Here is a 22,383-nt window from a genome sequence, read left to right as displayed (position 1 = left end):
TCCTGTACCTAAAATGTTACGAGAGAGCAATGGAACATAATCAATTCGAATCACTGATGCCAGCTGAAATGGCGCAGAAAGCGGCGGAAGCCGGAGCTTACAAAGTAAAGAAACCATTTTTTAAAACCTTTATGCTGGCGGTTACCGCAGGCATACATATTGGTATCGCGTTTATTTTTTACACCACCGTCACCAGTGGCACACAAGATGTCGCACCTGGCTTTTCACACTTTGTTGGTGGCCTTGCGTTTAGTTTAGGTCTGATTTTAGTTGTGGTCACTGGCAGTGAGTTGTTCACTAGCTCAACCTTGACCGTGGTGGCTAAAGCCAGCGGCCTTATCACTTGGGGCCAACTGGTTAAAAACTGGATTTATGTATACTTTGGTAACTTAGTCGGCTGTCTTATGCTGGTTGTTATTATGTTAATTGCTCAGCAATATATGAGCGATAACGGCGGTATCGGTATTAATGCGATGCATATCGCGCAGCATAAAATGCACCACAGTTTTTCCTCTGCTGTCGCACTTGGTACTATGGCTAACTTATTGGTTTGTATTGGTGTTTGGATGTCTTATGCCGGTCGTACAGTGACCGATAAAATGTTGATTTTGATCTTGCCGGTTGCCATGTTCGTATCATCTGGCTTTGAACATAGTATTGCCAATATGTTCCAAATTCCATTTGCGATTGGGATCAAAACCTTTGCTCCAGACAGTTTTTGGCAGATGACGGGCACAACGGCTAGTCAGTTCGCGGATTTAAATATGATGGATTTCATCACCAATAACCTTATTCCGGTGACGATTGGTAATATCATTGGTGGTAGCGTATTTGTGGGTGGTTGGTTCTGGTCAATATTCTTACGTAAATCGAAGTAAGATTGCAGTCTAAATTGCTAAAAAATGCCCTAGCTTATCACTAGGGCATTTTTGTATGTTTCTAGGTTGGGTATTAACCAATCGTGCTATTACCATTGGTTATCACTATCGAGCCGTCAACAGACTTAGGGGCAGTTGATCTTTCGTGATTAAATTTTGTTCGAGATAAAAGCCTTTTAATCGAGGCAAGTCGATTGAAGCCTAGTTATTCTAAGTAAATGAGACTTAACGAAGAGTAAAAGGCTTTTAGCCGAACCCTTCGGGCTGCGTTTGTTGGTCTTTTCTACTTCGTCATCGGCTTTTCGTGTAGCCAGCTACACCACAAAGCCTTTTCCCTGTATAAAAAACCAACAATTCGCAGCAAAAACAACCACGAAAGATTAACAGCCCCTAGTGAACCGTGTGTTCGAGAGTGAATTCTTTTGACAGGTGTAGTGCAAGGTATTTAAAGATATTAAACACCGCCATGGTTTTTTCGGTCGGAATGCCTTGCTCATCTAGAAAATAGTCACCTTTAAAGATCAAAACATCGTCTTTTTCGGTTACCGATGTGGCGCGTATACCTTCGATGTAGTTTTCATTTTCTTGGATCACCTGATTGGCAATAAGAAGAAGTTCGAATTCTGAAATGCTTTTTTTCTCAGTCATAATAAACCTGCTTGTGAATAGAAATTGGCGAGTTTGCAGTGCCAATAACCATAGTGTAAATCGAAAAAACGACTGAGGTAAATAAAAAAAGCCAACAAGATATATATAAGAGCGAAGTCTGGAGGGAAATTAATGACCAAGTCAGCCAAGATGGCGCGATTTGTATCCGAACCTTTATCTGCAAGCATCGCAATCGGTTAGCATATTGAAATAAAAGCGGGTTTTTTGTCTAGTTGTCGCTCATTTAGATAGAAATATGAAAAAATTGGTTGATCTTATTTAAAACTCACTCGATAGTAAAAAAAGAAGCAATTTTATAAAAGTGCATGCAGTTAGTACAAATGCAGCCGATGAGGATGTGTAAATTTAGTTATGGGTAAATCTCTAGTTATCGTGGAGTCACCAGCCAAAGCGAAGACGATCAACAAATATCTTGGTAAAGATTTTGTGGTTAAGTCGAGTGTTGGTCATGTACGTGACTTGCCCACTGCCGGTCAGAGCAGTGGCAAAAAAGCAACACCTATCTCAACCAAAGGGTTGAGCCCAGAAGAAAAAGCTCGCATCAAGAAAAAGAAAGATAAAGCCGCATTAATTAAAAAAATGGGGATTGATCCTTTCAATGGCTGGGAAGCGAACTATCAAATCCTACCGGGTAAAGAGAAGGTGGTTGCGGAATTACAAAAACTTGCTAAAGATGCAGACTGCATTTATCTCGCGACCGATTTGGACCGCGAAGGAGAAGCCATCGCGTGGCACCTTCGTGAGATCATCGGTGGTGATGATTCGCGATACAAACGTGTAGTGTTTAACGAAATTACTAAAAATGCCATTCAACAGGCGTTTGAAACACCGGGCGAACTGAACATTGATGGTGTGAACGCGCAGCAAACGCGTCGTTTCCTTGACCGTGTGGTTGGCTTTATGGTGTCACCGCTACTTTGGAAAAAAGTCGCGCGTGGATTATCTGCCGGTCGCGTTCAATCAGTTGCGGTAAAATTGCTGGTGGAACGTGAGCGTGAAATCAACGCATTTATTCCGGAAGAGTTTTGGGATATTCATGCCGATACTCAAACGCCAGATAACACAAATTTCCGTTTATTAGTCGCCCAACAAAATGGTTCGGCTTTTAAACCCGTCAACGAAGCGCAAGCAAAAGCGGCGTTAGCGGTATTAGATAAAGCCAAATACGAAGTGTGTAAGCGTGAAGATCGCCCAACCTCAAGTAAGCCATCTGCGCCTTATATTACTTCAACATTGCAACAAGCGGCCAGTACCCGTCTTGGTTATGGTGTGAAAAAGACCATGATGCTCGCTCAGAGGCTCTATGAGGGTGGTTACATCACTTATATGCGTACCGACTCAACTAACTTGAGTTCAGAGGCTGTAGAGGCTTGTCGTGGCTTTATTGAATCTGAGTTTGGTGACGCATATCTGCCTGCCAAAGCGTTAGTTTATGGCAGTAAAGCCGGCGCACAAGAAGCGCACGAAGCGATCCGACCATCCAGCGTCGAAGTTAAAACCGACGACTTGCAAGCAATGGAAGCCGACGCGCATAAGTTGTATAGCCTAATTTGGAATCAATTTGTCGCTTGTCAAATGACACCCGCTAAATACGATTCAACCACGGTGAGCGTCAAAGCCGAAGAGTTCACATTAAAAGCCAAAGGTCGCATCCTTAAATTTGATGGTTGGACTCGCGTGCAACGTCCAATGGGGAAAAATGAAGATCAACTTCTGCCAGCGGTAAGCGTAGGGGATACTTTATCTCTGCAACAACTGGACCCTAAACAGCACTTTACTAAACCGCCAGCGCGTTTCACTGAAGCGGCATTAGTAAAAGAGCTTGAGAAAAAAGGCATTGGTCGCCCATCGACCTACGCTTCCATTATCTCAACCATTCAAGATCGTGGTTACGTTAAAGTCGATCAACGTCGTTTCTACGCTGAAAAAATGGGCGAGATCGTAACCGACCGCCTAGATGGCAGCTTTAACGATTTAATGAACTACGACTTTACCGCTCGTATGGAGCAAAAACTTGACCAAATCGCCGAAGGTGAAGCCTGTTGGACGGATGTGCTGGATAACTTCTTTGATGATTTCACTACCGATATTGAAAAAGCGGATCTGGATGAATCGGAAGGTGGCATGACGCCAAATAAGATCGTCGAAACTGATATTCAGTGCCCAACCTGTTCGCGTCCAATGGGCATTCGCACCGCCTCAACGGGTGTGTTCTTAGGCTGTTCGGGTTATGCGTTACCGCCAAAAGAGCGTTGCAAAACTACCATCAACTTAGGTGATGAAGAAGGCATTATCAACGTACTGGAAGAAGACGTTGAAACCGCAGCATTGCGCGCCAAAAAACGTTGTCCGATTTGTGAAACCGCAATGGATGCTTACTTAATTGATGAAACTCGTAAAATGCACGTTTGTGGTAACAACCCAAATTGTGATGGTTATGTGGTTGAATTTGGTGAGTTTAAACCAAAAGGTTACGACGGTCCGTTAGTTGAGTGTGACAAATGTGGTTCAGACATGGTGCTGAAAAACGGTCGCTTTGGTAAATATATGGGCTGTACCAGTGAAGACTGTAAAAACACCCGTAAGATTTTACGCAATGGTGATGTTGCGCCGCCTAAAGAAGATCCGGTTCACTTGCCTGAATTACCTTGTTCGAATTCAGATGCGTATTTCGTCTTACGCGATGGCGCTTCTGGTCTGTTTATGGCAGCAAGCAACTTCCCGAAATCTCGCGAAACCCGTGCGCCATTAGTAGCTGAAATGGTGGAATACAAAGACCGTATCTCACCTAAGTTCCAATACTTAGCCACTGCGCCAGTTGCCGATCCAGACGGCTTGCCAACTGTAGTTCGCTTTAGCCGTAAATCGAAAGAGCATTACGTTCGTTCAGAAGTCGATGCAAAACCAACCGGTTGGACAGGTTTATACGTCAACGGCAAATGGGAAATTACCGACAAACGTAAAAAGCCTAAAAAAGAAACCAAAGCAGGCTAATTAATTCGTTAGTTCTTATATACCCCAGTCACTTCAATGTGGCTGGGGTTTTTGTTTTAAGCGAGCTGGATTTTTAACTGAAGTAGGATCAATACTGCGGCAGGCTAAAGCTTTGTGAGAGTTTCTTGATCTCTAAATCATTCATGGTGACAATTTTTTCCATGGTTTCACGGGTAAGGTGAGGGCAGAAATGCTCAATGAAATCGTAGGTGTGACGCTGCAAGAAAATATTGCGGCTAAAGCAGATCCAAGCGCTGCAAGATGGCAGTTCTTCAATATCAATGGTAACGATATTGTCATCATGAATGTTATTGGCGGCTACGGAGGCGACAATACCAACCCCGAAGTTCATATTGACGTATTTTAAGATCACGTCGACATCCATTACCGTCATAAAGTAATTGGGCGTTAAGCCTCTTTCTGAGAAAGTTTGCTCTTGCACAAGCTTGCCAGTCGAGCCCGCTTCGTAACTAATAATAGGGTAGTTGGCCACATCGGCTAAGGTGACTTTAGATTTAGCGGCTAGTGGGTGATCTTTTGGCACTACCAAAGACATGCGCCATAAATATGCGGGCAAAATGATGGCGTTTGATTCGGGTTTCACATCTTGCGCGATGATGGAAAAGTCTGAGTGACCTTTTTGAATTAAAGAGCCATTTTGATCCGGTTGTACTGCGCCAATATGGAAGGTGATTTGTGGGTAGCGTTTAACAAATTTATTCACGGTTGCTGGCAGGATAAATCGAGCAATAGTGTTGGTGGTGTAAATGTTAAGGCAGCCATTATCTGGATTGACGAAAGTTTTCGAGATCTCAAGTATTTTGCTCTCAATTTCGAGCATTTTCTCCACTTCATTTAAAATCAACTTCCCTTCTGGGGTAATGGAATTTAAATGCTTGCCTTTGCGCTCGAAAATCTTCAACCCTAATTCTGCTTCAAGCAAACCAATTTGTTTGCTCACGCCCGGTTGAGTGGTGTAGAGGCTTTGAGAGGCTAGCGAGATATTTAAGTCATTTTTTACGATGGCGCTTAAATACTTAAGCTGTTGTAATTTCATCCATCCTTCCTATGGTAAATTTATCCCTTAATATTTTTAAGATGCTTGATTATTGTGAATGTGGCAAGCGATTTTGATAAGTACAGCAATAAATACCATTTTCCTAGATTGTTATAGTAGCCTACGCACTTATCAATTTTGTAAAGGCTATTCGGTTGGGCTGCCACTGTGGAAGCGAAATGATGAGTCCGGCGCTTGAATAAGTTGCGCTTCATGTAAACCGATCAAAGTGACACGCTCACTAATATCTTCACCCGCAATTGCCGCGGCAAGGGATAAATAATCTTGGTAGTGACGAGCCTCTGAGCGTAATAATGAGACATAAAATTTATTCAATTCATCATCTAAAAATGGTGCTAATTTGGCGAATCGCTCACAAGAACGGGCCTCAATGTAAGCACCGATGATCAGCTTATCAATTAAAGCTTGTGGTTCATAAGTCCGCACCATTTTCATCATGCCTTTTGCATAAGTGCCAGCGGTCATATTTTGATATGCAATATCTCGGCTTTGCATAATATCGAGCACTTGCTCAAAATGATGAAACTCTTCTTTGATTAAACGCACCATTTTATCGACTAGATCTTGCCCGTGTGGGATGTTGTCTTTCACGGTTAAACTGGCCGACTGCATAATGCTTTTTTCTGGGAAGGCGACATCTCGAATGCAACGATAGACATAATCTTCATAAGGCTTAGCCCATTGCATTAATGTGGCGGTACTGTCTTTAGTAATGGCGTATTTTCTTACCACAAACATTGCCGTTTGCGCCGCTTTAAGCTCACAGTTACAATGATCAATTAATAATGACGTCAATTGCTGTGGTTGGCGTGCTTTTTCAATCCAAGCATCCGGCGTGGTACATTGTAAAAAAGCATCAATCGGTTCGAGCAGTTGTTGGATCATTGATTGTTGAGGCGTGGCCGTTATAGATTTAGCGGTTATAGGCTTGGCATTTATAGAATTGGCTGTTATAGACATAGCAATTATCAGATCGTTAAAATAATGATAAGTGCGATTTTATCATAGTGAGCATGCATTTGGGCATTTCACTTTCAAATCATACTGCGATTGACTCCGCGACACACAAGGCACTCCTTTTATAATGCAACCGCAACTTTCTCAATCATGTAAAGATTTGGCTCAATCATTTACAACCTTGGATGTTCAACTGCACCAGACCCAAGCGCTATGGCGTTTTGAACCGTTTCATCAAAGTCTATCGCCAGTTCTGCCTTGGTTAGATAGCCACCCGGAACTGTGTGAGTGTTTAAGCGCGCTAACCGATGACGACATTCTTGATCTAAAAGAGGATACGCCGCGATTAATTCAATTGTTATCGCCTTTTATTCCACAATTAAGCCAATTGACTCGTCTGTGTGAACTGCCATCAAATTTACCGGAAGAATTAGCGCTACCGCAAGGATTTGAGGTTGGGATCCCAGGGCGTAAGTGGCAACAAATTTGCGCGATGGGACAAGCGGCACTGACAAATAATAACAGCAGTGAGTGGTTAGAATGGTGTGCAGGAAAAGGTTACTTAGGTCAGATTTTAGCTCAGCAATCTCAATTGCCAGTCATTAGCTTTGAATGGCAGCAAAGTTTATGTGATGCCGGACAAATGATAGCCCAACAACGTCATTTACCGATGAGCTTTATTCAAGGTGATGCATTATCACAGGGCGCCAAACAGGTGTTAAAGCCCAATCAACACGCGGTTGCCTTGCATGCGTGTGGGGATTTACATGCTCATTTAATTGAAATGGCCGCAGAGGTGGGGTTATCGGCGTTGACCATTTCGCCTTGTTGTTATCATCTAACTCGCTCGGATGGTTATAAAGCGTTATCAAACTTAGGGCAGCAAGCCTTATTGCAGCTGACCAAACAAGAACTAAAAATCCCACTGCAAGAAACTGTCACCGGTGGACAAAGAGTTCAATTACATCGCCGCCAAGAAATGACTTATCGCTTAGCGGTGGATAGTTTATTGAGAGAAGGGCGGTGCGAGAAACATTATACGCGGTTGCCTAGCATCAAAAAGTCGCAATTAAGTTTAGGCTTTGAGCATTTTTGTCACTGGGCTAACCAGTACAAACCTCTCAATTTATTAGTGGATAATGACGAACAGAGTAATATGTCTAAATGGTTGTATCGCGCAGAACAGCGTTTTATGTTGATGGAGCGTATGAGCCTGGTGCAACAAGTATTTCGAAGAGCACTAGAAATGTGGTTAGTGTATGACAAAGCATTAAAGTTAGAAGAACAAGGCTACCAAGTAAGCCTAAGTACATTTTGCCCGCGATTGGTGACACCGAGAAATATTCTCATTCAAGCTCAAAGAGTTAACACTGAGTCGTACACCAGCTCCTTTTTATAGGGCGTTTTTCGACTCACAGCACTGTTTTTTGCTTCTAAAGCTTGTGTCTATCCTTATTTTGTCTTTAATATTGGGTTTTATACCTATTTTTAGGTTATTCATTGGATAAAAATGAAGTATAGTAGGGTTTCAGTGATATTTGCTACTAACTAATAAATCACTCAGTTAAAAAGAATATATTTTTTGCAAGGACGTAAAATAAGGTGGAAGTAAATGATAGATAACGAAAAGAGACCGTCCAAGGATTTGGATCGGATTGATCGCAATATTCTTAATGAACTACAAAAAGACGGACGTATTTCTAACGTCGAACTGTCTAAGCGAGTTGGTCTTTCTCCAACCCCATGTTTAGAGCGTGTGCGCCGTCTAGAACGCCAAGGCTATATTACTGGCTATACTGCACTACTTAATCCTCAGTACCTTGATGCCTCACTATTAGTGTTTGTGGAAATTACCCTAAACCGTGGCGCGCCAGATGTGTTTGAGCAATTTAATACCGCAGTGCAAAAACTGGATGATATTCAAGAATGTCACCTTGTTTCGGGCGATTTTGATTATCTATTAAAAACCCGAGTATCAGATATGGGTGCTTACCGTAAGCTACTTGGTGATACTTTATTGCGTCTTCCTGGGGTGAATGACACTCGCACTTATGTGGTGATGGAAGAAGTAAAACAATCCAGTCAACTTGTGATCCAAACACGATAGAACAAAATTCAACCTCATCGTTGCCAAGATGCGTTTAAATCTGCGTCTTGGCGGCGTTTTGGTGTAGGTTTTTTTCCTTGTTTCGGTTATTGTTAGCAGGTGTTGTCTACCGAGCGACTTAGGTCGCTCGTTGTATTTTAAGACCACTGAGCTCGGAGATAGGGGAACATTTTGTTTACGACCAGCAAAAACATTTTCAAACTAAATAAAGCGCAAGCCGTTACGGTTATTAAAGCCAAAGAAACGAAAGTAAGACCACGTTTGAATGGATCAGAACGCCTAAAAGAAGGCGGATTTATTGTGGGATTATTAGTGGCGATCTTGATGATGGTGGCGTTATTCTCTTTTAATCCAGCCGATCCTTCATGGTCCCAAACAGCATGGGGTGGGCCTGTACACAATGCTGGTGGCTATATTGGTGCATGGCTTGCCGATACTCTATTCTTCACCTTTGGCTCTTTTGCTTATCCACTTCCTTTTATTATCCTCGGCGCGAGCTGGGCTTTTTTCCGTTCTCGAGATGAAGATGAATCAATTGATTTATTATTGTGGGGCACGCGTCTGCTTGGCTTAACCATTATGTTGCTTACCAGCTGTGGTTTAGCTGATATTAACTTTGATGATATTTGGTATTTCTCATCCGGCGGGATTGTCGGTGACGTATTAACCTCATTATCGATGCCTGCGCTTAATAATCTCGGTTCAACTTTAGTGTTTATGTTTTTATGGGGCGCGGGTTTTACGCTGCTTACCGGTATTTCTTGGCTGTCGATTGTTGAGAACTTGGGTCAGTGGTCATTACGAGCTTGTCAGCGTATCTTTAACCGCAGTCGTGGTGAACAAACGCAAGTCCTGTCTTCGGCTGGTTTCCAACAACAAGAATTAGCGTCATTACAATTTGATGATGTTGAAGAAAAAGATCTGTCTTTATCATTAGATGCAGTAGACGATAGCAGTGAAGAGATTGAAGCGGCTCAAGAACCAGAGAAAAAAGCCCCCCGTTTTAATATTCACTTCCCACGCAAAGCGAAGAAAACGACGCATCAAGAACCGGTGATGTCTAGCAATGAATCGATCCAACCAAGTGAAGAGGATCTTAATGATCCGTTGTTTTCGGCTCCTGCGACAGCAACCCCAATTAGCTCTCATTCAGCGAGTCCAATAACAGATCCTCAACCTGTCACTCAAATGCTAACAACCAGCAGTGAGCACAGTGCCAATATTACCCAAACCGCTGACGTGATTAGTCAAAGTGAACAGCCAGCAGCGCCTGTGGCTCAAGAAACACAAGACCGATACCAGAATCTGAATGCGACCATTGCGGAACTTGATCATGACGCCGAATTGCATGGTGACTTTGCCTCGCAACAATCTGAAAATGAAAATAATGTGAGCCCTGATCCACAAGCAAACCAACAAGTGAGTGTTGCGCCTTCGACATTCAATATTGATCCTGTTGATGATATTACGCCATCATTAGGCAATATTGATATCGCAGTAGAACCAGAAAGCCCGATTGTGGTTAATACCGATTTAGTTGAAGATGACTCACAGCCATTGGTTGCGGCTAATACTGCGCAGGCGGTGACTCAAACCAATGAAAATCACAATAGTGAAAACCAGGCGATTGTTCAGCCAAATATTGAACCTCAAGCGCCAAGCACCAATGAACCGGTTACTCAGTCTGAAGCTGAGGCCGCGCCATCTGTGACGGCAAGTCATTCACAAAACCGGATTCCTGCTGCGACACAAGAGCAAAGCGTTCATTCTGAGGCTGTGGCAGTAGAAAGCGCAACGGCCACTGAGCAGGTGAGTACTGCGGCTATCGACACTGACACGGCTGTCCATACTGATGCGGATAGCGCCGCATTCCAAAATATGGTCGCAACCGCTCAGGCTCAACAAATGGCCTCGCAAAATCCATTTTTGATCCAGTCTGATCATAATTTGCCAGTACCTACTGCGCCAATGCCGACTCTTGAATTGCTTTACCATCCTGAAAAGCGTGAGAATCATATCGATCGTGATGCGCTTGAAGGGATTGCTCGTTTGGTTGAATCAAAACTTGCCGATTATAAAATCGAAGCGCGAGTAGTGGATATTTTCCCAGGTCCTGTGATCACCCGTTTTGAGCTCGATCTTGCGCCTGGCGTTAAGGTGAGTCGTATTTCGGGTTTATCAATGGATTTAGCTCGCTCATTATCAGCCATGGCAGTGCGCGTGGTTGAAGTCATTCCGGGTAAACCGTATGTCGGCCTTGAATTGCCGAATATGAGCCGCGAAACCGTGTATTTATCCGATGTAATTAGCTCTGATCAATTCCAACATAATAAATCCCCGACCGCTGTCGTGTTGGGGCAAGATATTGCTGGTGAAGCGGTAGTAGCTGACCTAGCTAAAATGCCCCATGTTTTGGTCGCGGGTACCACTGGTTCGGGTAAGTCGGTTGGCGTGAACGTGATGATCTTAAGTATCTTATATAAAGCGACGCCAGAAGAAGTGCGCTTTATTATGATCGATCCGAAAATGCTAGAACTGTCTATTTACGAAGGCATTCCACATCTACTTTCCGAAGTCGTAACAGACATGAAAGATGCGTCAAATGCACTGCGTTGGTGTGTTGGCGAGATGGAACGCCGCTATAAATTGCTTTCAGCTGTCGGGGTACGAAATCTAAAAGGTTACAACGACAAACTTAAAATGGCTGCGGAAGCGGGGCATCCTATCCACGATCCATTATGGCAACCTGGTGATAGCATGGATGAAATGCCACCACTATTGGAAAAATTGCCGTCTATTGTGGTGATCGTAGATGAATTTGCGGATTTGATCATGGTAGTGGGTAAAAAAGTGGAAGAGCTTATCGCCCGTTTAGCGCAAAAGGCGCGTGCGGCTGGTATTCACTTGGTGCTTGCGACTCAACGCCCATCGGTGGACGTTATTACCGGTTTGATTAAAGCCAATATTCCCGCTCGCGTGGCATTTACTGTATCCACTAAGACCGATTCACGTACTATCTTAGACCAAGGTGGCGCAGAATCATTATTAGGTATGGGCGACATGTTGTATCTTCCTCCTGGTTCTAACCACCCAGTACGTGTGCACGGTGCCTTTGCTTCTGATGATGATGTCCATGCAGTTGTGAATGATTGGAAGGGACGTGGCAGACCGGTTTATATTGATGAAATTGTCCATGGTGAGCCGACGGCAGAAAGCTTGCTTCCAGGTGAGAAACTGGAAGATGAAGAAGAAATGGATCCATTGTATGACCAAGTGGTGGAGTTTGTGACCGATTCTCGTCGAGGTTCTGTATCAGGGGTGCAGCGCCGCTTTAAAATTGGTTATAACCGCGCGGCGCGTATTGTTGAACAGTTAGAAGCGCAAGGCATTGTGAGCACGCCAGGGCATAACGGCAATCGTGAAGTGATTGCGCCTCCTCCGGTGAAGCAGTTCGACTAATTTACCCTTCATATTTGAAATTACGGCCTCGCTGTAACTCCAACAACTTTGGGTAGACTCTGCGTACTTGTCGCGATAAATATATAGTTAGCAAATATTGATGATTTTAAAGGATTCGACAATGAAAAAATGGTTAACGGTTTTGTTATTTGCTGCGGCATCTGTGTCGAGCACTGCCGCTTTTGCTAATGCGAAAGATGTCTTAAGTTCTCGCCTAAGTCTAAATGACGGTTTTAGCAGTGATTTCTCACAAAAAGTGACCAGCCCGGAAGGCGAAGTGTTAATGGATGGTAAGGGGAGCGCGCAGATCTCACGCCCAAGCCTTTTCCGTTGGGAAACCAAAACCCCCGATGAAACGATCTTAGTCTCTGATGGCAAAAGCGTTTGGTATTACAGCCCATTTGTTTCGCAAGTCACCATTTTGAGCCAAGCACAAGCCACTGCGCAAACGCCATTTGTGTTACTAACACGTAATAAAGCCAGTGATTGGGCACAGTATACTATCACTCAGAATCAAGATGTCTTCACTTTAAAACCAACCGCTAAAGACACCACTGTCGGTACATTCCAAATTGCCATTGATGCCAAAGGCGTGGTGAAAGCCTTCAATGTAATTGAGCAAGATGGACAAAAAAGTGAGTTCGAATTTAGCCACTTTAAAATGGAAGTCCCAAATAAAGCGCTGTTTAGCTTTAAAGTGCCAAAAGGGGTCGAAATCGACGATCAACGTTAATAGTTGATACCTGAATATCTGCGTGGATTAATGGGTTATAGAATATGAGCAATTTTAATTTAGACTTTTCAGCTGATGAGGATTTTCGCCCATTAGCCGCGCGTATGCGACCAATGACAGTCGAACAATATTGCGGTCAACAACATATTCTAGGCCCGAATAAACCGCTGCGCCGCGCGCTAGAAGCCGGTCATATTCATTCTATGATTTTATGGGGCCCACCGGGTACCGGTAAAACCACCTTGGCAGAAGTGGCGGCTAATTACGCCAATGCAGAAGTAGAGCGTTTATCGGCGGTCACATCTGGAGTAAAAGATATTCGGCTGGCGATTGAAAAGGCGCGCGAGCATAAATTATCTGGCCGCAAAACCATTCTATTTGTCGACGAAGTACACCGCTTTAATAAAAGCCAACAAGATGCTTTTTTGCCACATATCGAAGATGGCACCGTAACCTTTATCGGTGCGACCACTGAAAACCCTTCTTTTGAACTCAATAACGCATTGTTATCGCGCGCGCGGGTATATAAATTAACCGCATTAGATTCAGCTGATATTTTGCATGTGGTGGATCAAGCGATCCAAGATAGCGAACGTGGTTTGGGTAATATTGCCGCCCAGTTTGAAGATGATGTCCTGGAGCGCTTAGTCGAGTTGGTCAACGGTGATGCGCGTATGTCGCTTAACTACCTTGAGCTTATTTACGATCTGGCCGAAGAAAATGAGCAAGGTATTAAAGTCATCACCTTGGCATTATTAGCGGAAGTGGCCGGGGAAAAAATTGCCCGTTTCGATAATAAAGGCGATATGTGGTACGACTTAATTTCAGCGGTGCATAAATCGATTCGAGGTTCCAATCCCGATGCCGCGTTATATTGGTCGGCGCGTATGATTGCCGCTGGTTGCGATCCTTTATACCTAGTGCGCAGATTACTTGCGATCGCATCAGAAGATATTGGTAATGCCGATCCCCGCGCTATGCAAGTGGCCGTTTCCGCTTGGGATTGCTTTACTCGTATAGGCCCTGCGGAAGGCGAACGCGCCATTGCTCAAGCGGTGGTATATTTAGCTTGTGCACCTAAAAGTAATGCGGTTTATACGGCTTGGAAGCAAGCGTTGCAAGATGCGCATAATCAACCTGATCATGATGTCCCTCATCACTTGCGTAATGCCCCAACCAACTTAATGAAAGATCTTGGTTATGGTGAAGAATACCGCTATGCCCATGATGAGCCTGGATCGTATGCCGCTGGTGAAAACTATTTTCCTCCCGAAATGGCACAAACTCGCTACTATCATCCCAGCGATCGAGGCTTAGAAGCTAAAATTAGCGCTAAACTAGAATATTTGGCTGATTTAGATTTAAAAAGCCCACAAAAGCGCTATCAAAAGTAGTGCTTTTTGGGTATTTTAGTAAGCAATAAATAACCTCATTATTTGACGTTACGTTCAGGTGACCGTTTGGTAAACATCCGATAAATCTGATTAACAAAAACGTCAAATAAAGCGGATACCTTTTCTTTAAAAGCAGATTTTGACTGCTTTATTCACACTTAGACCAACAGGATTAGCAATGCTTGATTCTAAATTATTTCGAACAGAGCTGGATGAAACAGCTGCCAAATTAGCCCGTCGTGGTTTTACTCTTGACGTAGAAACCATTCGCAACCTTGAAGAACAGCGTAAGACGTTACAAGTTAAGACTGAAGAGCTGCAAGCATTGCGTAATTCCCGTTCGAAATCCATAGGTCAAGCAAAGGCACAAGGCGATCACGAACAAGCTGAACGCATTATGCAAGAAGTCGGCACTTTAGGCGCCGATCTTGATAACGCCAAAGCGGCATTAGTTGAATTGCAAACCGAGCTTGATACTATTACTTCTGCGGTTCCAAACTTGGCAGATGATTCTGTACCGCAAGGTAAAGACGAAGAAGACAACGTCGAAATTTCGCGTTGGGGCGAGCCGAAAACGTACGATTTTGAATTAAAAGACCATGTTGATTTAGGCGAAATGGCGGACGGTCTTGATTTTGCTAGCGCGGTTAAAATTTCAGGTTCACGTTTTATCGTAATGAAAGGTCAGTTTGCGCGTCTGCATCGTGCCATTGCCCAGTTTATGCTCGACCTTCATACTCAAGAGCACGGCTACACAGAAATGTATGTTCCGTATCTTGTTAATACCGACAGTTTATTCGGTACGGGCCAAATGCCTAAATTTGCTGAGGATTTATTCCATACTAGTCCGTTGACTGAGCAAGTAAGTGAAGTGCCATTAAAAACGCTTTCATTGATCCCAACCGCTGAAGTGCCAGTAACCAACATGATGCGTGACACCATCAGTGATGAAGCGGATCTACCGATTAAAATGACCGCTCATACCCCATGTTTCCGTTCAGAAGCTGGCTCTTACGGGCGTGATACTCGTGGTCTTATCCGTATGCACCAATTTGATAAAGTTGAATTAGTGCAAATCGTAAAACCAGAAGATTCTATGGCGGCGTTAGAAGAGCTGACGACTCACGCAGAAAAAGTACTTAAATTGCTGGAATTGCCGTACCGAAAAGTCGTGCTATGTACTGGCGATATGGGCTTTGGCGCAACCAAAACTTACGATTTAGAAGTGTGGGTTCCTGCGCAAGAAACTTACCGTGAGATTTCATCTTGTTCAAACTGTGGTGACTTCCAAGCTCGTCGTATGCAAGCGCGCTTCCGTCGTAAAGGCGAGAAAAAACCAGAATTAGTCCACACTCTTAATGGCTCAGGCCTTGCCGTTGGCCGTACTATGGTGGCGATCTTAGAAAACTATCAACAAGCTGATGGTCGCATTGAGATCCCGCATGAGTTACGTTCATACATGAATGGCTTAACGCATATTGGTGGCTAGTAAACCCCAATAAAGAATCAATAAAAAACCGAAGCCTATTAAGCTTCGGTTTTTTTATGATTAATTTTTACTAAGTGAAATATATTACTTAGCCGTTTTAGTCTCGGCAGCGAGTTTTGTTTTTGGTTGCAGATAAGCATGGGACACATCGACAACCGCTTCTTTATCGATAAAAGTACGGCCAATCAATACTGGGAATTCTAATTGGCTACGATCGACTAAAGTGAAATCAGATTTAGTTTTATGATCGCCAATTTGGATATTAAGATCAATAACAGGACGAGAAGCGGAAGCTTTAGTTGTACTCGCTTGTTTTACTTCTACCCAACGTTTTACCGGCGCGGTAAACAGTTTTGAAGTCCAATCATCATGGGCCAATTTATAATCGACCATGTTCTTGCCATCTTTTTTGTAAAGACGAATGTTAACGGCGCTGATGGATGAGGTGGTGGCACCGGTATCAATACGCGCTTTGATATTGCGATTGATGTCGGAAACATAGACCCATTCCGTCTCGCCTAAAATCAAGTCACCATTTTTAAGATGAGTTGCGACAGGAATATCCTTTGCAGTAACGGTACTAACCGGTTGTGCTTTTTCTGCTGCAATTGCTGAAAATGAGCAAGAGAATAGTGCGATAATTAACCATTTAAACATATTAGGGAACCTTTTATTCCATCTGAAAAGAGCTGAACAAATACTAACATAAAGCGCGCTCTGCATGCAGGGTGTGCTGGGATTTTTCGTTAGATTTTACCTTGCTACGAGATAGGGCGTTTTTTGGCAACCAACCATATCCCTTCATTACTATCATGTTAGTATAGCGCTTGTTGTCCGCTAGTATTCATTTTTGTGATGTTTCGATTTTATTTATGTGTTGTGGAACTCAATTCTATTTTTGAAAACAAGCGTCATCACATAACGCACTCTCGATTGCTTGGATCAATTGCACAATATGATCCGCCGCTGAGATATAAGGAGGCATGATATAAATCAGCTTACCAAAAGGGCGGATCCAGACGCCATGCTTAACAAAGTGAGCTTGGATGTTTTCCAAATTAACTGCAATATGAGTTTCAACCACTCCAATCGCGCCTAACCACCGAACGAATTTGACCTTGTCGTTTTGCATAAGTTCCGGCAGTTTCTGCTCAAAAATATGTTCAATACCCAACACCTGTTGTTGCCAAGCACCCGTTTTAATCAAATCCAAACTGGCGGTGGCGACCGCACAAGCTAATGGGTTGGCCATAAAAGTAGGACCGTGCATAAAACAACCGGCGTCACTGCTGCATACTCCATCCGCAACTTTGTTGCTGGTAATAGTGGCGGCTAAGGTCATGTAACCACTGGTGAGTGCTTTCCCGATACATAAAATATCAGGTTGGATTTGTGCATGCTCACAAGCAAACAGTTTACCGGTTCGCCCAAACCCAGTAGCAATTTCATCCACGATCAGCAATACATCATAGTGGTCGCATAAACGCCGTACCGCTTGCAAAAACTGTGGGTGGTAAATGCGCATTCCCCCCGCGCCTTGCACTATAGGCTCTAAAATCACTGCGGCCAATTGTTGATGATGTTGGATTATTTTTTGCTCAAAATCGATAACATCGTTGCGATCAAATTCAGGCCATTTGCCATCTTGTCTCTGAGCATGTGGTGGCGATTGGGCAAAGATATGTTCGGGTAAAAATCCTTTGTACATCTGGTGCATCGAATTGTTAGGGTCGGTCACCGACATGGCCGCAAAGGTGTCGCCATGATAACCATGTTCTAAGGTCAAGAATTTGGAACGCAGCGGAGTATTGCTGGTCGCTCTTTGCTTTGCTTCTTTTCCATACCAATACTGCAACGCCATTTTTAAAGCCACTTCGACCGACACCGAGCCAGAATCGGCTAGAAAAACGTGTTCTAAGTTAGAGGGCACTAAATCCAAAATATTTTTGCACAACGCAATGGCGGGATCATGGGTTAGGCCGCCAAACATAATGTGCGACATTTTATCAATTTGCTGATGCGCCGCTTGATTGAGCTTGGGGTGGTTGTAGCCATGAATAGCCGACCACCAAGAAGACATACCATCAATCAATTGTTGGCCATCTTCTAAATGGATCATCACACCATTGGCATGTGAGACCGGATAACAAGGTAGGGGGTTAATGGTTGAAGTATAAGGATGCCATATATGGTGGCGGTCAAATTGTATATCTATCATTAGTGGTGCTCGATAAGTACGCGGCTGTAAACCTTTGCGATTATTTTGTGTTGACAGTGTATAGGCTGCGAGTAGACTAGCCAAGCTTTATCCCTCTTGCGGCTATCTGAAAGGGAAGCGCATCAACTTTGGTCATCCCAATTGTTCAATCTAAATTTAAGGAATTTGCAGTGGAAGCTCGTCAAAACTGGACTGTTCAACAAGTACAAACCTTACTCAATAAACCTTTTATGGACTTGTTGTTTGAAGCTCAGCAAATTCATCGCCAGTATCAGCAAGTCAATCAAGTTCAAGTCAGTACTTTACTGTCAATCAAAACCGGTGCCTGCCCAGAGGATTGCAAATATTGTCCGCAAAGTGCTCATTACCGTACTGATGTTGAAAAAGAGCGTTTAATGGAAGTGGATCGAGTTTTAGAGGCGGCGCAAAAAGCTAAGCATTCAGGTTCGACGCGTTTTTGCATGGGGGCGGCGTGGAAAAACCCTAAGCAACGCGATATGCCGTATTTAACCGAGATGATCAAAGGCGTTAAAGAGCTAGGGTTAGAAACCTGTATGACGTTAGGGATGTTAACCCCAGATCAAGCCGATGAGTTATCCGATGCGGGTTTAGATTATTACAACCATAACCTTGATACCTCACCGGAGTTTTACGGCAAAATCATCACCACTCGTACCTATCAAGATAGATTGGATACCTTGTCACATGTTCGCGATGCAGGGATGAAAATCTGCTCTGGCGGCATTATCGGTATGGGCGAAAGTGTGTCGGATCGCGCCGGTTTATTGGTGGAGTTGGCAAATCTACCGACTCAACCAGAAAGTGTCCCGATTAATATGTTGGTCAAAGTAAAAGGTACACCGATGGAAAATGTCGATGATGTTGAGCCTTTTGACTTTATCCGTTTAATCGCCATTGCGCGAATTATGATGCCTCAATCGGCGGTGCGCTTGTCGGCTGGGCGCGAAAATATGAATGAGCAAATGCAAGCACTGTGCTTTATGGCGGGAGCCAACTCAATTTTTTACGGTTGTAAGTTATTAACGACACCCAACCCTGAAGAAGACACCGATCTGCAATTATTTCAAAAACTGGGCATTAATCGACAACCAGTGCAACAAAAGCCAGATCAACAACAAGAGAATGATTTACTTGAACAAGTGATTGAACAGACAGCGATCAGACCAAGCGCTAATGACCTATTTTATCCGGCTTAAATGCCGCTAATGAAAAAGAATGAATTTGAGAATGGTGATGTTCAGTCAACGTATTTCACAGCAACTACAACAACGTCAACAAGCGGGACTGTCGCGTCAATTACAGCCTGTGACACAGCTCAATAACGGCGAATTAATCGATCAGCAGCAACAGCGATTGGTAAATTTTTCCAGTAATGATTATTTAGGATTAGCGCAAGATCCCGAGTTGCAACAAGCATGGCAACTCGGCATAGCTAAGTTTGGCTGTGGCAGTGGGGCATCGCCTTTAGTGACTGGATTTAGTTCGGCCCACGCAGATCTTGAAGCTCAATTGTGTGAGTGGCTGGGGTTTGAACGAGCGATTTTATTTAGCTCTGGTTTTAGTGCCAACCAAGCGATGTTGTTTGGTTTGATGCAGGCGGGCGATGTGCTTATTCAAGATAAGTTAAATCATGCTTCGTTAATGGAAGCCGGTTCATTGTGCGCCGCAGAGATGCAACGGTTTAAACATAATGATATTGCGCATTTAGAGCAGCGTTTACCGTCACAGGATAATAAGCCTTGCTTAGTGGTGACAGAAGGGGTGTTTAGTATGGATGGCGATCAAGCGAGATTATCAGCGATTGAGTCCGTTTGTCATCAGCATCAAGCTTGGCTGGCGGTGGATGATGCCCATGGTATTGGGGTTTTAGGTGACAATGGCACGGGCAGTTGTGCGGCGGCGGGTATTAAGCCCAATATATTGGTGGTGACATTTGGTAAAGCGTTTGGTTTGTCGGGGGCCGCGATTTTATGCGACCGTAATACTGGCGATTATTTGACTCAATTTGCACGTCATCATGTTTATTCAACCGCGATCCCGCCTTCGCAAGCTTATGCTTTATCTCATGCGGTCAAGATGATCCAAACTCAGCAATGGCGACGCGATAAACTCAATGATCTTAACGAGTGCTATGCGGATCAATGCCAAAAACTAGCAGGGTATGTTGCGACTAAAACGCCGATAAAGCCGTTTATTTATGGCAGTGTGAATAAGGTGATGCTGGCGTCAGAAAAGTTAAAGCAAGCGGGTTTTTGGGTGGGCGCGATCCGCCCGCCTACGGTGGCCCAAAATAGCGCTCGGTTACGCATTACCCTAACCGCCAATCATAGCCAAGCCCAAGTGCAACAATTAGCGCAATGTCTTATTCAGTTAGCGCAAGAACGTTCGATACTCCAAACTAGCGACATGTCTTTTAAAAGCGCAGCTTGTATCGACGCAGCTTGTACCGATGCACTTTGTAGCAAGGAAACCGCTACTAATGAACTTGGCATAAGAGGGGGGATGTAATGAGCTTTGCTACTCTTGAGCAAGAATGCCACCACAGCCGAGTGAGTGATAAGCAAGCCATTGCGGATGCTTTTAGCAAAGCGGCCAGAACTTATGATCAGCATGCCGCTTTTCAGCGAGAGGTTGGCCAGCGCTTAATGGATAAATTACCCAACGACTTATCTGGTTTATCGGTATTAGATTTAGGCTGTGGAACCGGCTATTTTACTGAACAATTATTAAAACGTGGTGCTGATGTGACGGCCTTTGATTTGTCATATTCGATGCTAGAGCAATGCCAACAACGTTGTGATGGGGTTATGGCCCAAAGTGACAATGTATCAAGGGTGAGTTATCAGCAAGGTGATGCGGAAGACCCTCCTTTTTCCGCCGCTAGCTTCGATATTATTTTCTCCAGCTTGGCTATTCAGTGGTGTCATGACTTATCTCATTTGTTTCAGATGTTAAGCCGAATGTTAAAAAAAGAGGGGCAATGTTATTTTTCGACATTGTTAGAAGGTTCTTTGATTGAATTAAAGAGATCTTGGTCACAAATTGATAAATATCAACATGTGAACCAATTTCATCAGTGGGATCAACTAAACTTTGCGTTAGCGCAAACTTCAGCGCAGCGCTATCACGTAGACTCAACCGAAATTCAAGTTTGGTATGACTCCGCATTTGAGTTAATGAAAGATTTAAAAGGCATAGGCGCAACCCATGTTGATGGTCGCAGTGCCGGTTTAACCAAGCGTCGTTCATTACTGGATGTAGAGAAAGCATACCAACAATTTCGTAATCCATTAGGTCAGCTACCTGCGACCTATCATGTTTGTTTAGGGCTTATTTTAAAATGATGAATTCAGTATTTATTGCCGGTACGGATACCGATGTAGGTAAAACTATGGTATCTCAGGCACTATTGCGTGCTTTTACAGAAAAAGGATTCTCAACCTCAGGTTATAAACCAGTGGCTTCAGGCTCGGAGATGACAGAGCAAGGGCTACGAAATTCAGACGCATTGCACCTGCAAAGCGCTTCAAGTGTTGAATTAGACTATGACACAGTGAATCCTTACACCTTAACCATGCCAGCTTCACCCCACTTTGCGGCGCAAAAAGACGGCGTAGTGATTGATTTTAATGCATTATCGACAAGCTTGGTGGCGCATAAAGAAGCGGCCGATTTGGTTGTGGTTGAAGGGGCTGGCGGCTGGCGAGTTCCTGTTACCGAACAAACCTGTTTATCCACTTGGGTTCAGCAAGAAAAAATGCCGGTTATTCTAGTGGTTGGGATCAAGCTAGGCTGTTTGAGTCATGCGATGTTAACCGCAGAAGCGATTGAAAACGACGGTTTAGAAATCGTCGGTTGGATCGCCAATCGCATTAATCCAGGTACAGAGCACTATTCAGAAATTATTCGTATGTTAGAGCTAAAAATTAATGCCCCTAAACTGGGTGAGATCCCATATTTACCTGGCTCAAAGCGCAAAAATGCCAATAAATATTTGGATGTTTCAAGCTTGATTTAATAACATTGACATTATGTATTTAGCATACAAAAACGCGACTCCAAAAGAGCCGCGTTTTTTTATGTTCAATTTTTACATTTTGACAAAGGTATCTGCGTAATGAGTCATCTTGTTACTAATGAGGATTACGTTAACCCTTCACTGCTTTAAATTGACACCAGGGATCACAACGTTCACTTCTTCGTCTTTGTTTTCATTAATGCCTAAATGCTGCTTAGCTTCATCCTCTGAGAGTCCCAGATGGCAAGATAATAAATCAATCGCCATTTGGTAGTTCGCTTGCTCTGACATCTTACTATCCCTATTATTTATTGAAGTCTATAGATAAAATAAAGGGCTAGCGTTTATAAATCAATACGACCAAAGTC

The 22,383-nt window shown here is 43.7% G+C and carries 17 protein-coding genes and 1 pseudogene; 12 read left to right on the top strand and 6 right to left on the bottom strand.

Going from position 1 to position 22,383, the window contains the following annotated elements; translation table 11 throughout:
* The first annotated feature begins 29 nt into the window (after positions 1-29).
* Complete coding sequence (gene focA / locus GFB47_RS07095) at positions 30-878, top strand: formate transporter FocA (RefSeq protein WP_153447344.1); 849 nt, start codon at positions 30-32, stop codon at positions 876-878.
* 390 nt (positions 879-1,268) lie between these two features.
* Here focA and GFB47_RS07090 read toward each other — a convergent pair whose 3' ends face one another.
* A complete protein-coding gene (locus GFB47_RS07090) occupies positions 1,269-1,526 on the bottom strand; it encodes a DUF2498 family protein (RefSeq protein ID WP_153447343.1) in 258 nt (85 codons plus the stop codon).
* 372 nt (positions 1,527-1,898) lie between these two features.
* Between GFB47_RS07090 and topA the strand changes: the two genes are divergently transcribed.
* Positions 1,899-4,541, top strand: a complete 2,643-nt coding sequence (gene topA, locus GFB47_RS07085) for a type I DNA topoisomerase (RefSeq protein WP_153447342.1) — start codon at positions 1,899-1,901, stop codon at positions 4,539-4,541.
* 88 nt (positions 4,542-4,629) lie between these two features.
* On the opposite strand, the gene GFB47_RS07080 is transcribed toward topA, so the two are convergent.
* Complete coding sequence (locus tag GFB47_RS07080) at positions 4,630-5,598, bottom strand: LysR substrate-binding domain-containing protein (protein ID WP_153447341.1); 969 nt, start codon at positions 5,596-5,598, stop codon at positions 4,630-4,632.
* A 147-nt stretch (positions 5,599-5,745) separates the two neighbouring features.
* Positions 5,746-6,504 carry a tRNA isopentenyl-2-thiomethyl-A-37 hydroxylase MiaE gene (gene miaE, locus GFB47_RS07075; RefSeq protein ID WP_153448179.1) on the bottom strand — a complete coding sequence of 253 codons (759 nt, stop codon included), beginning with the start codon at positions 6,502-6,504 and terminating at the stop codon, positions 5,746-5,748.
* 232 nt (positions 6,505-6,736) lie between these two features.
* Between miaE and GFB47_RS07070 the strand changes: the two genes are divergently transcribed.
* The 6 genes from GFB47_RS07070 (at position 6,737) to serS (ending at position 15,758) form a co-directional block, all read left to right on the top strand.
* Complete coding sequence (locus GFB47_RS07070) at positions 6,737-7,975, top strand: methyltransferase (RefSeq protein ID WP_407701699.1); 1,239 nt, start codon at positions 6,737-6,739, stop codon at positions 7,973-7,975.
* Positions 7,976-8,188: 213 nt separating this feature from the next.
* Positions 8,189-8,683, top strand: coding sequence for a leucine-responsive transcriptional regulator Lrp (gene lrp, locus GFB47_RS07065; RefSeq protein ID WP_153447339.1), 495 nt, complete (start codon positions 8,189-8,191; stop codon positions 8,681-8,683).
* Between the two features lie 192 nt (positions 8,684-8,875).
* Positions 8,876-12,142 carry a DNA translocase FtsK 4TM domain-containing protein gene (locus GFB47_RS07060; protein WP_153448178.1) on the top strand — a complete coding sequence of 1,089 codons (3,267 nt, stop codon included), beginning with the start codon at positions 8,876-8,878 and terminating at the stop codon, positions 12,140-12,142.
* 121 nt (positions 12,143-12,263) lie between these two features.
* Positions 12,264-12,875, top strand: a complete 612-nt coding sequence (gene lolA / locus GFB47_RS07055) for an outer membrane lipoprotein chaperone LolA (RefSeq protein ID WP_153447338.1) — start codon at positions 12,264-12,266, stop codon at positions 12,873-12,875.
* Positions 12,876-12,919: 44 nt separating this feature from the next.
* On the top strand, positions 12,920-14,269 hold the full coding sequence (locus GFB47_RS07050) for a replication-associated recombination protein A (RefSeq protein WP_153447337.1): 1,350 nt from the start codon (positions 12,920-12,922) through the stop codon (positions 14,267-14,269).
* Positions 14,270-14,447: 178 nt separating this feature from the next.
* Positions 14,448-15,758 carry a serine--tRNA ligase gene (gene serS / locus GFB47_RS07045; RefSeq protein WP_153447336.1) on the top strand — a complete coding sequence of 437 codons (1,311 nt, stop codon included), beginning with the start codon at positions 14,448-14,450 and terminating at the stop codon, positions 15,756-15,758.
* Between the two features lie 84 nt (positions 15,759-15,842).
* On the opposite strand, the gene GFB47_RS07040 is transcribed toward serS, so the two are convergent.
* On the bottom strand, positions 15,843-16,415 hold the full coding sequence (locus tag GFB47_RS07040) for an ATP-dependent zinc protease family protein (protein WP_153447335.1): 573 nt from the start codon (positions 16,413-16,415) through the stop codon (positions 15,843-15,845).
* Between the two features lie 235 nt (positions 16,416-16,650).
* On the bottom strand, positions 16,651-17,973 hold the full coding sequence (gene bioA, locus GFB47_RS07035; RefSeq protein WP_153448177.1) for an adenosylmethionine--8-amino-7-oxononanoate transaminase: 1,323 nt from the start codon (positions 17,971-17,973) through the stop codon (positions 16,651-16,653).
* A 173-nt stretch (positions 17,974-18,146) separates the two neighbouring features.
* On the opposite strand from bioA, the gene bioB reads away from it, so the two are divergent.
* From bioB to bioD, 4 genes and pseudogenes are all read left to right on the top strand, one after another.
* Entirely contained in the window at positions 18,147-19,193 is a 1,047-nt protein-coding gene (bioB, locus tag GFB47_RS07030) for a biotin synthase BioB (protein WP_153447334.1), read from the top strand.
* A gap of 31 nt (positions 19,194-19,224) precedes the next feature.
* Positions 19,225-20,379, top strand: a pseudogene (gene bioF / locus GFB47_RS07025) (8-amino-7-oxononanoate synthase); the annotation flags it as partial.
* 125 nt (positions 20,380-20,504) lie between these two features.
* On the top strand, positions 20,505-21,341 hold the full coding sequence (bioC, locus tag GFB47_RS07020; RefSeq protein WP_153447333.1) for a malonyl-ACP O-methyltransferase BioC: 837 nt from the start codon (positions 20,505-20,507) through the stop codon (positions 21,339-21,341).
* On the top strand, positions 21,338-22,015 hold the full coding sequence (gene bioD, locus GFB47_RS07015; protein WP_153447332.1) for a dethiobiotin synthase: 678 nt from the start codon (positions 21,338-21,340) through the stop codon (positions 22,013-22,015). Before bioC ends, bioD begins: the two co-directional genes overlap by 4 nt.
* 138 nt (positions 22,016-22,153) lie before the next feature.
* On the opposite strand, the gene GFB47_RS07010 is transcribed toward bioD, so the two are convergent.
* Positions 22,154-22,306, bottom strand: a complete 153-nt coding sequence (locus GFB47_RS07010; RefSeq protein ID WP_178306460.1) for a hypothetical protein — start codon at positions 22,304-22,306, stop codon at positions 22,154-22,156.
* Positions 22,307-22,383 lie beyond the last annotated feature (77 nt).

Origin of the sequence: Vibrio algicola, assembly GCF_009601765.2 — a bacterium.
Taxonomy (GTDB): Bacteria; Pseudomonadota; Gammaproteobacteria; order Enterobacterales; family Vibrionaceae; genus Vibrio; species Vibrio algicola.
The sequence above is the reverse complement of the archived record's forward strand: the minus strand, read 5'-3'. Positions and strand labels throughout refer to the sequence as shown.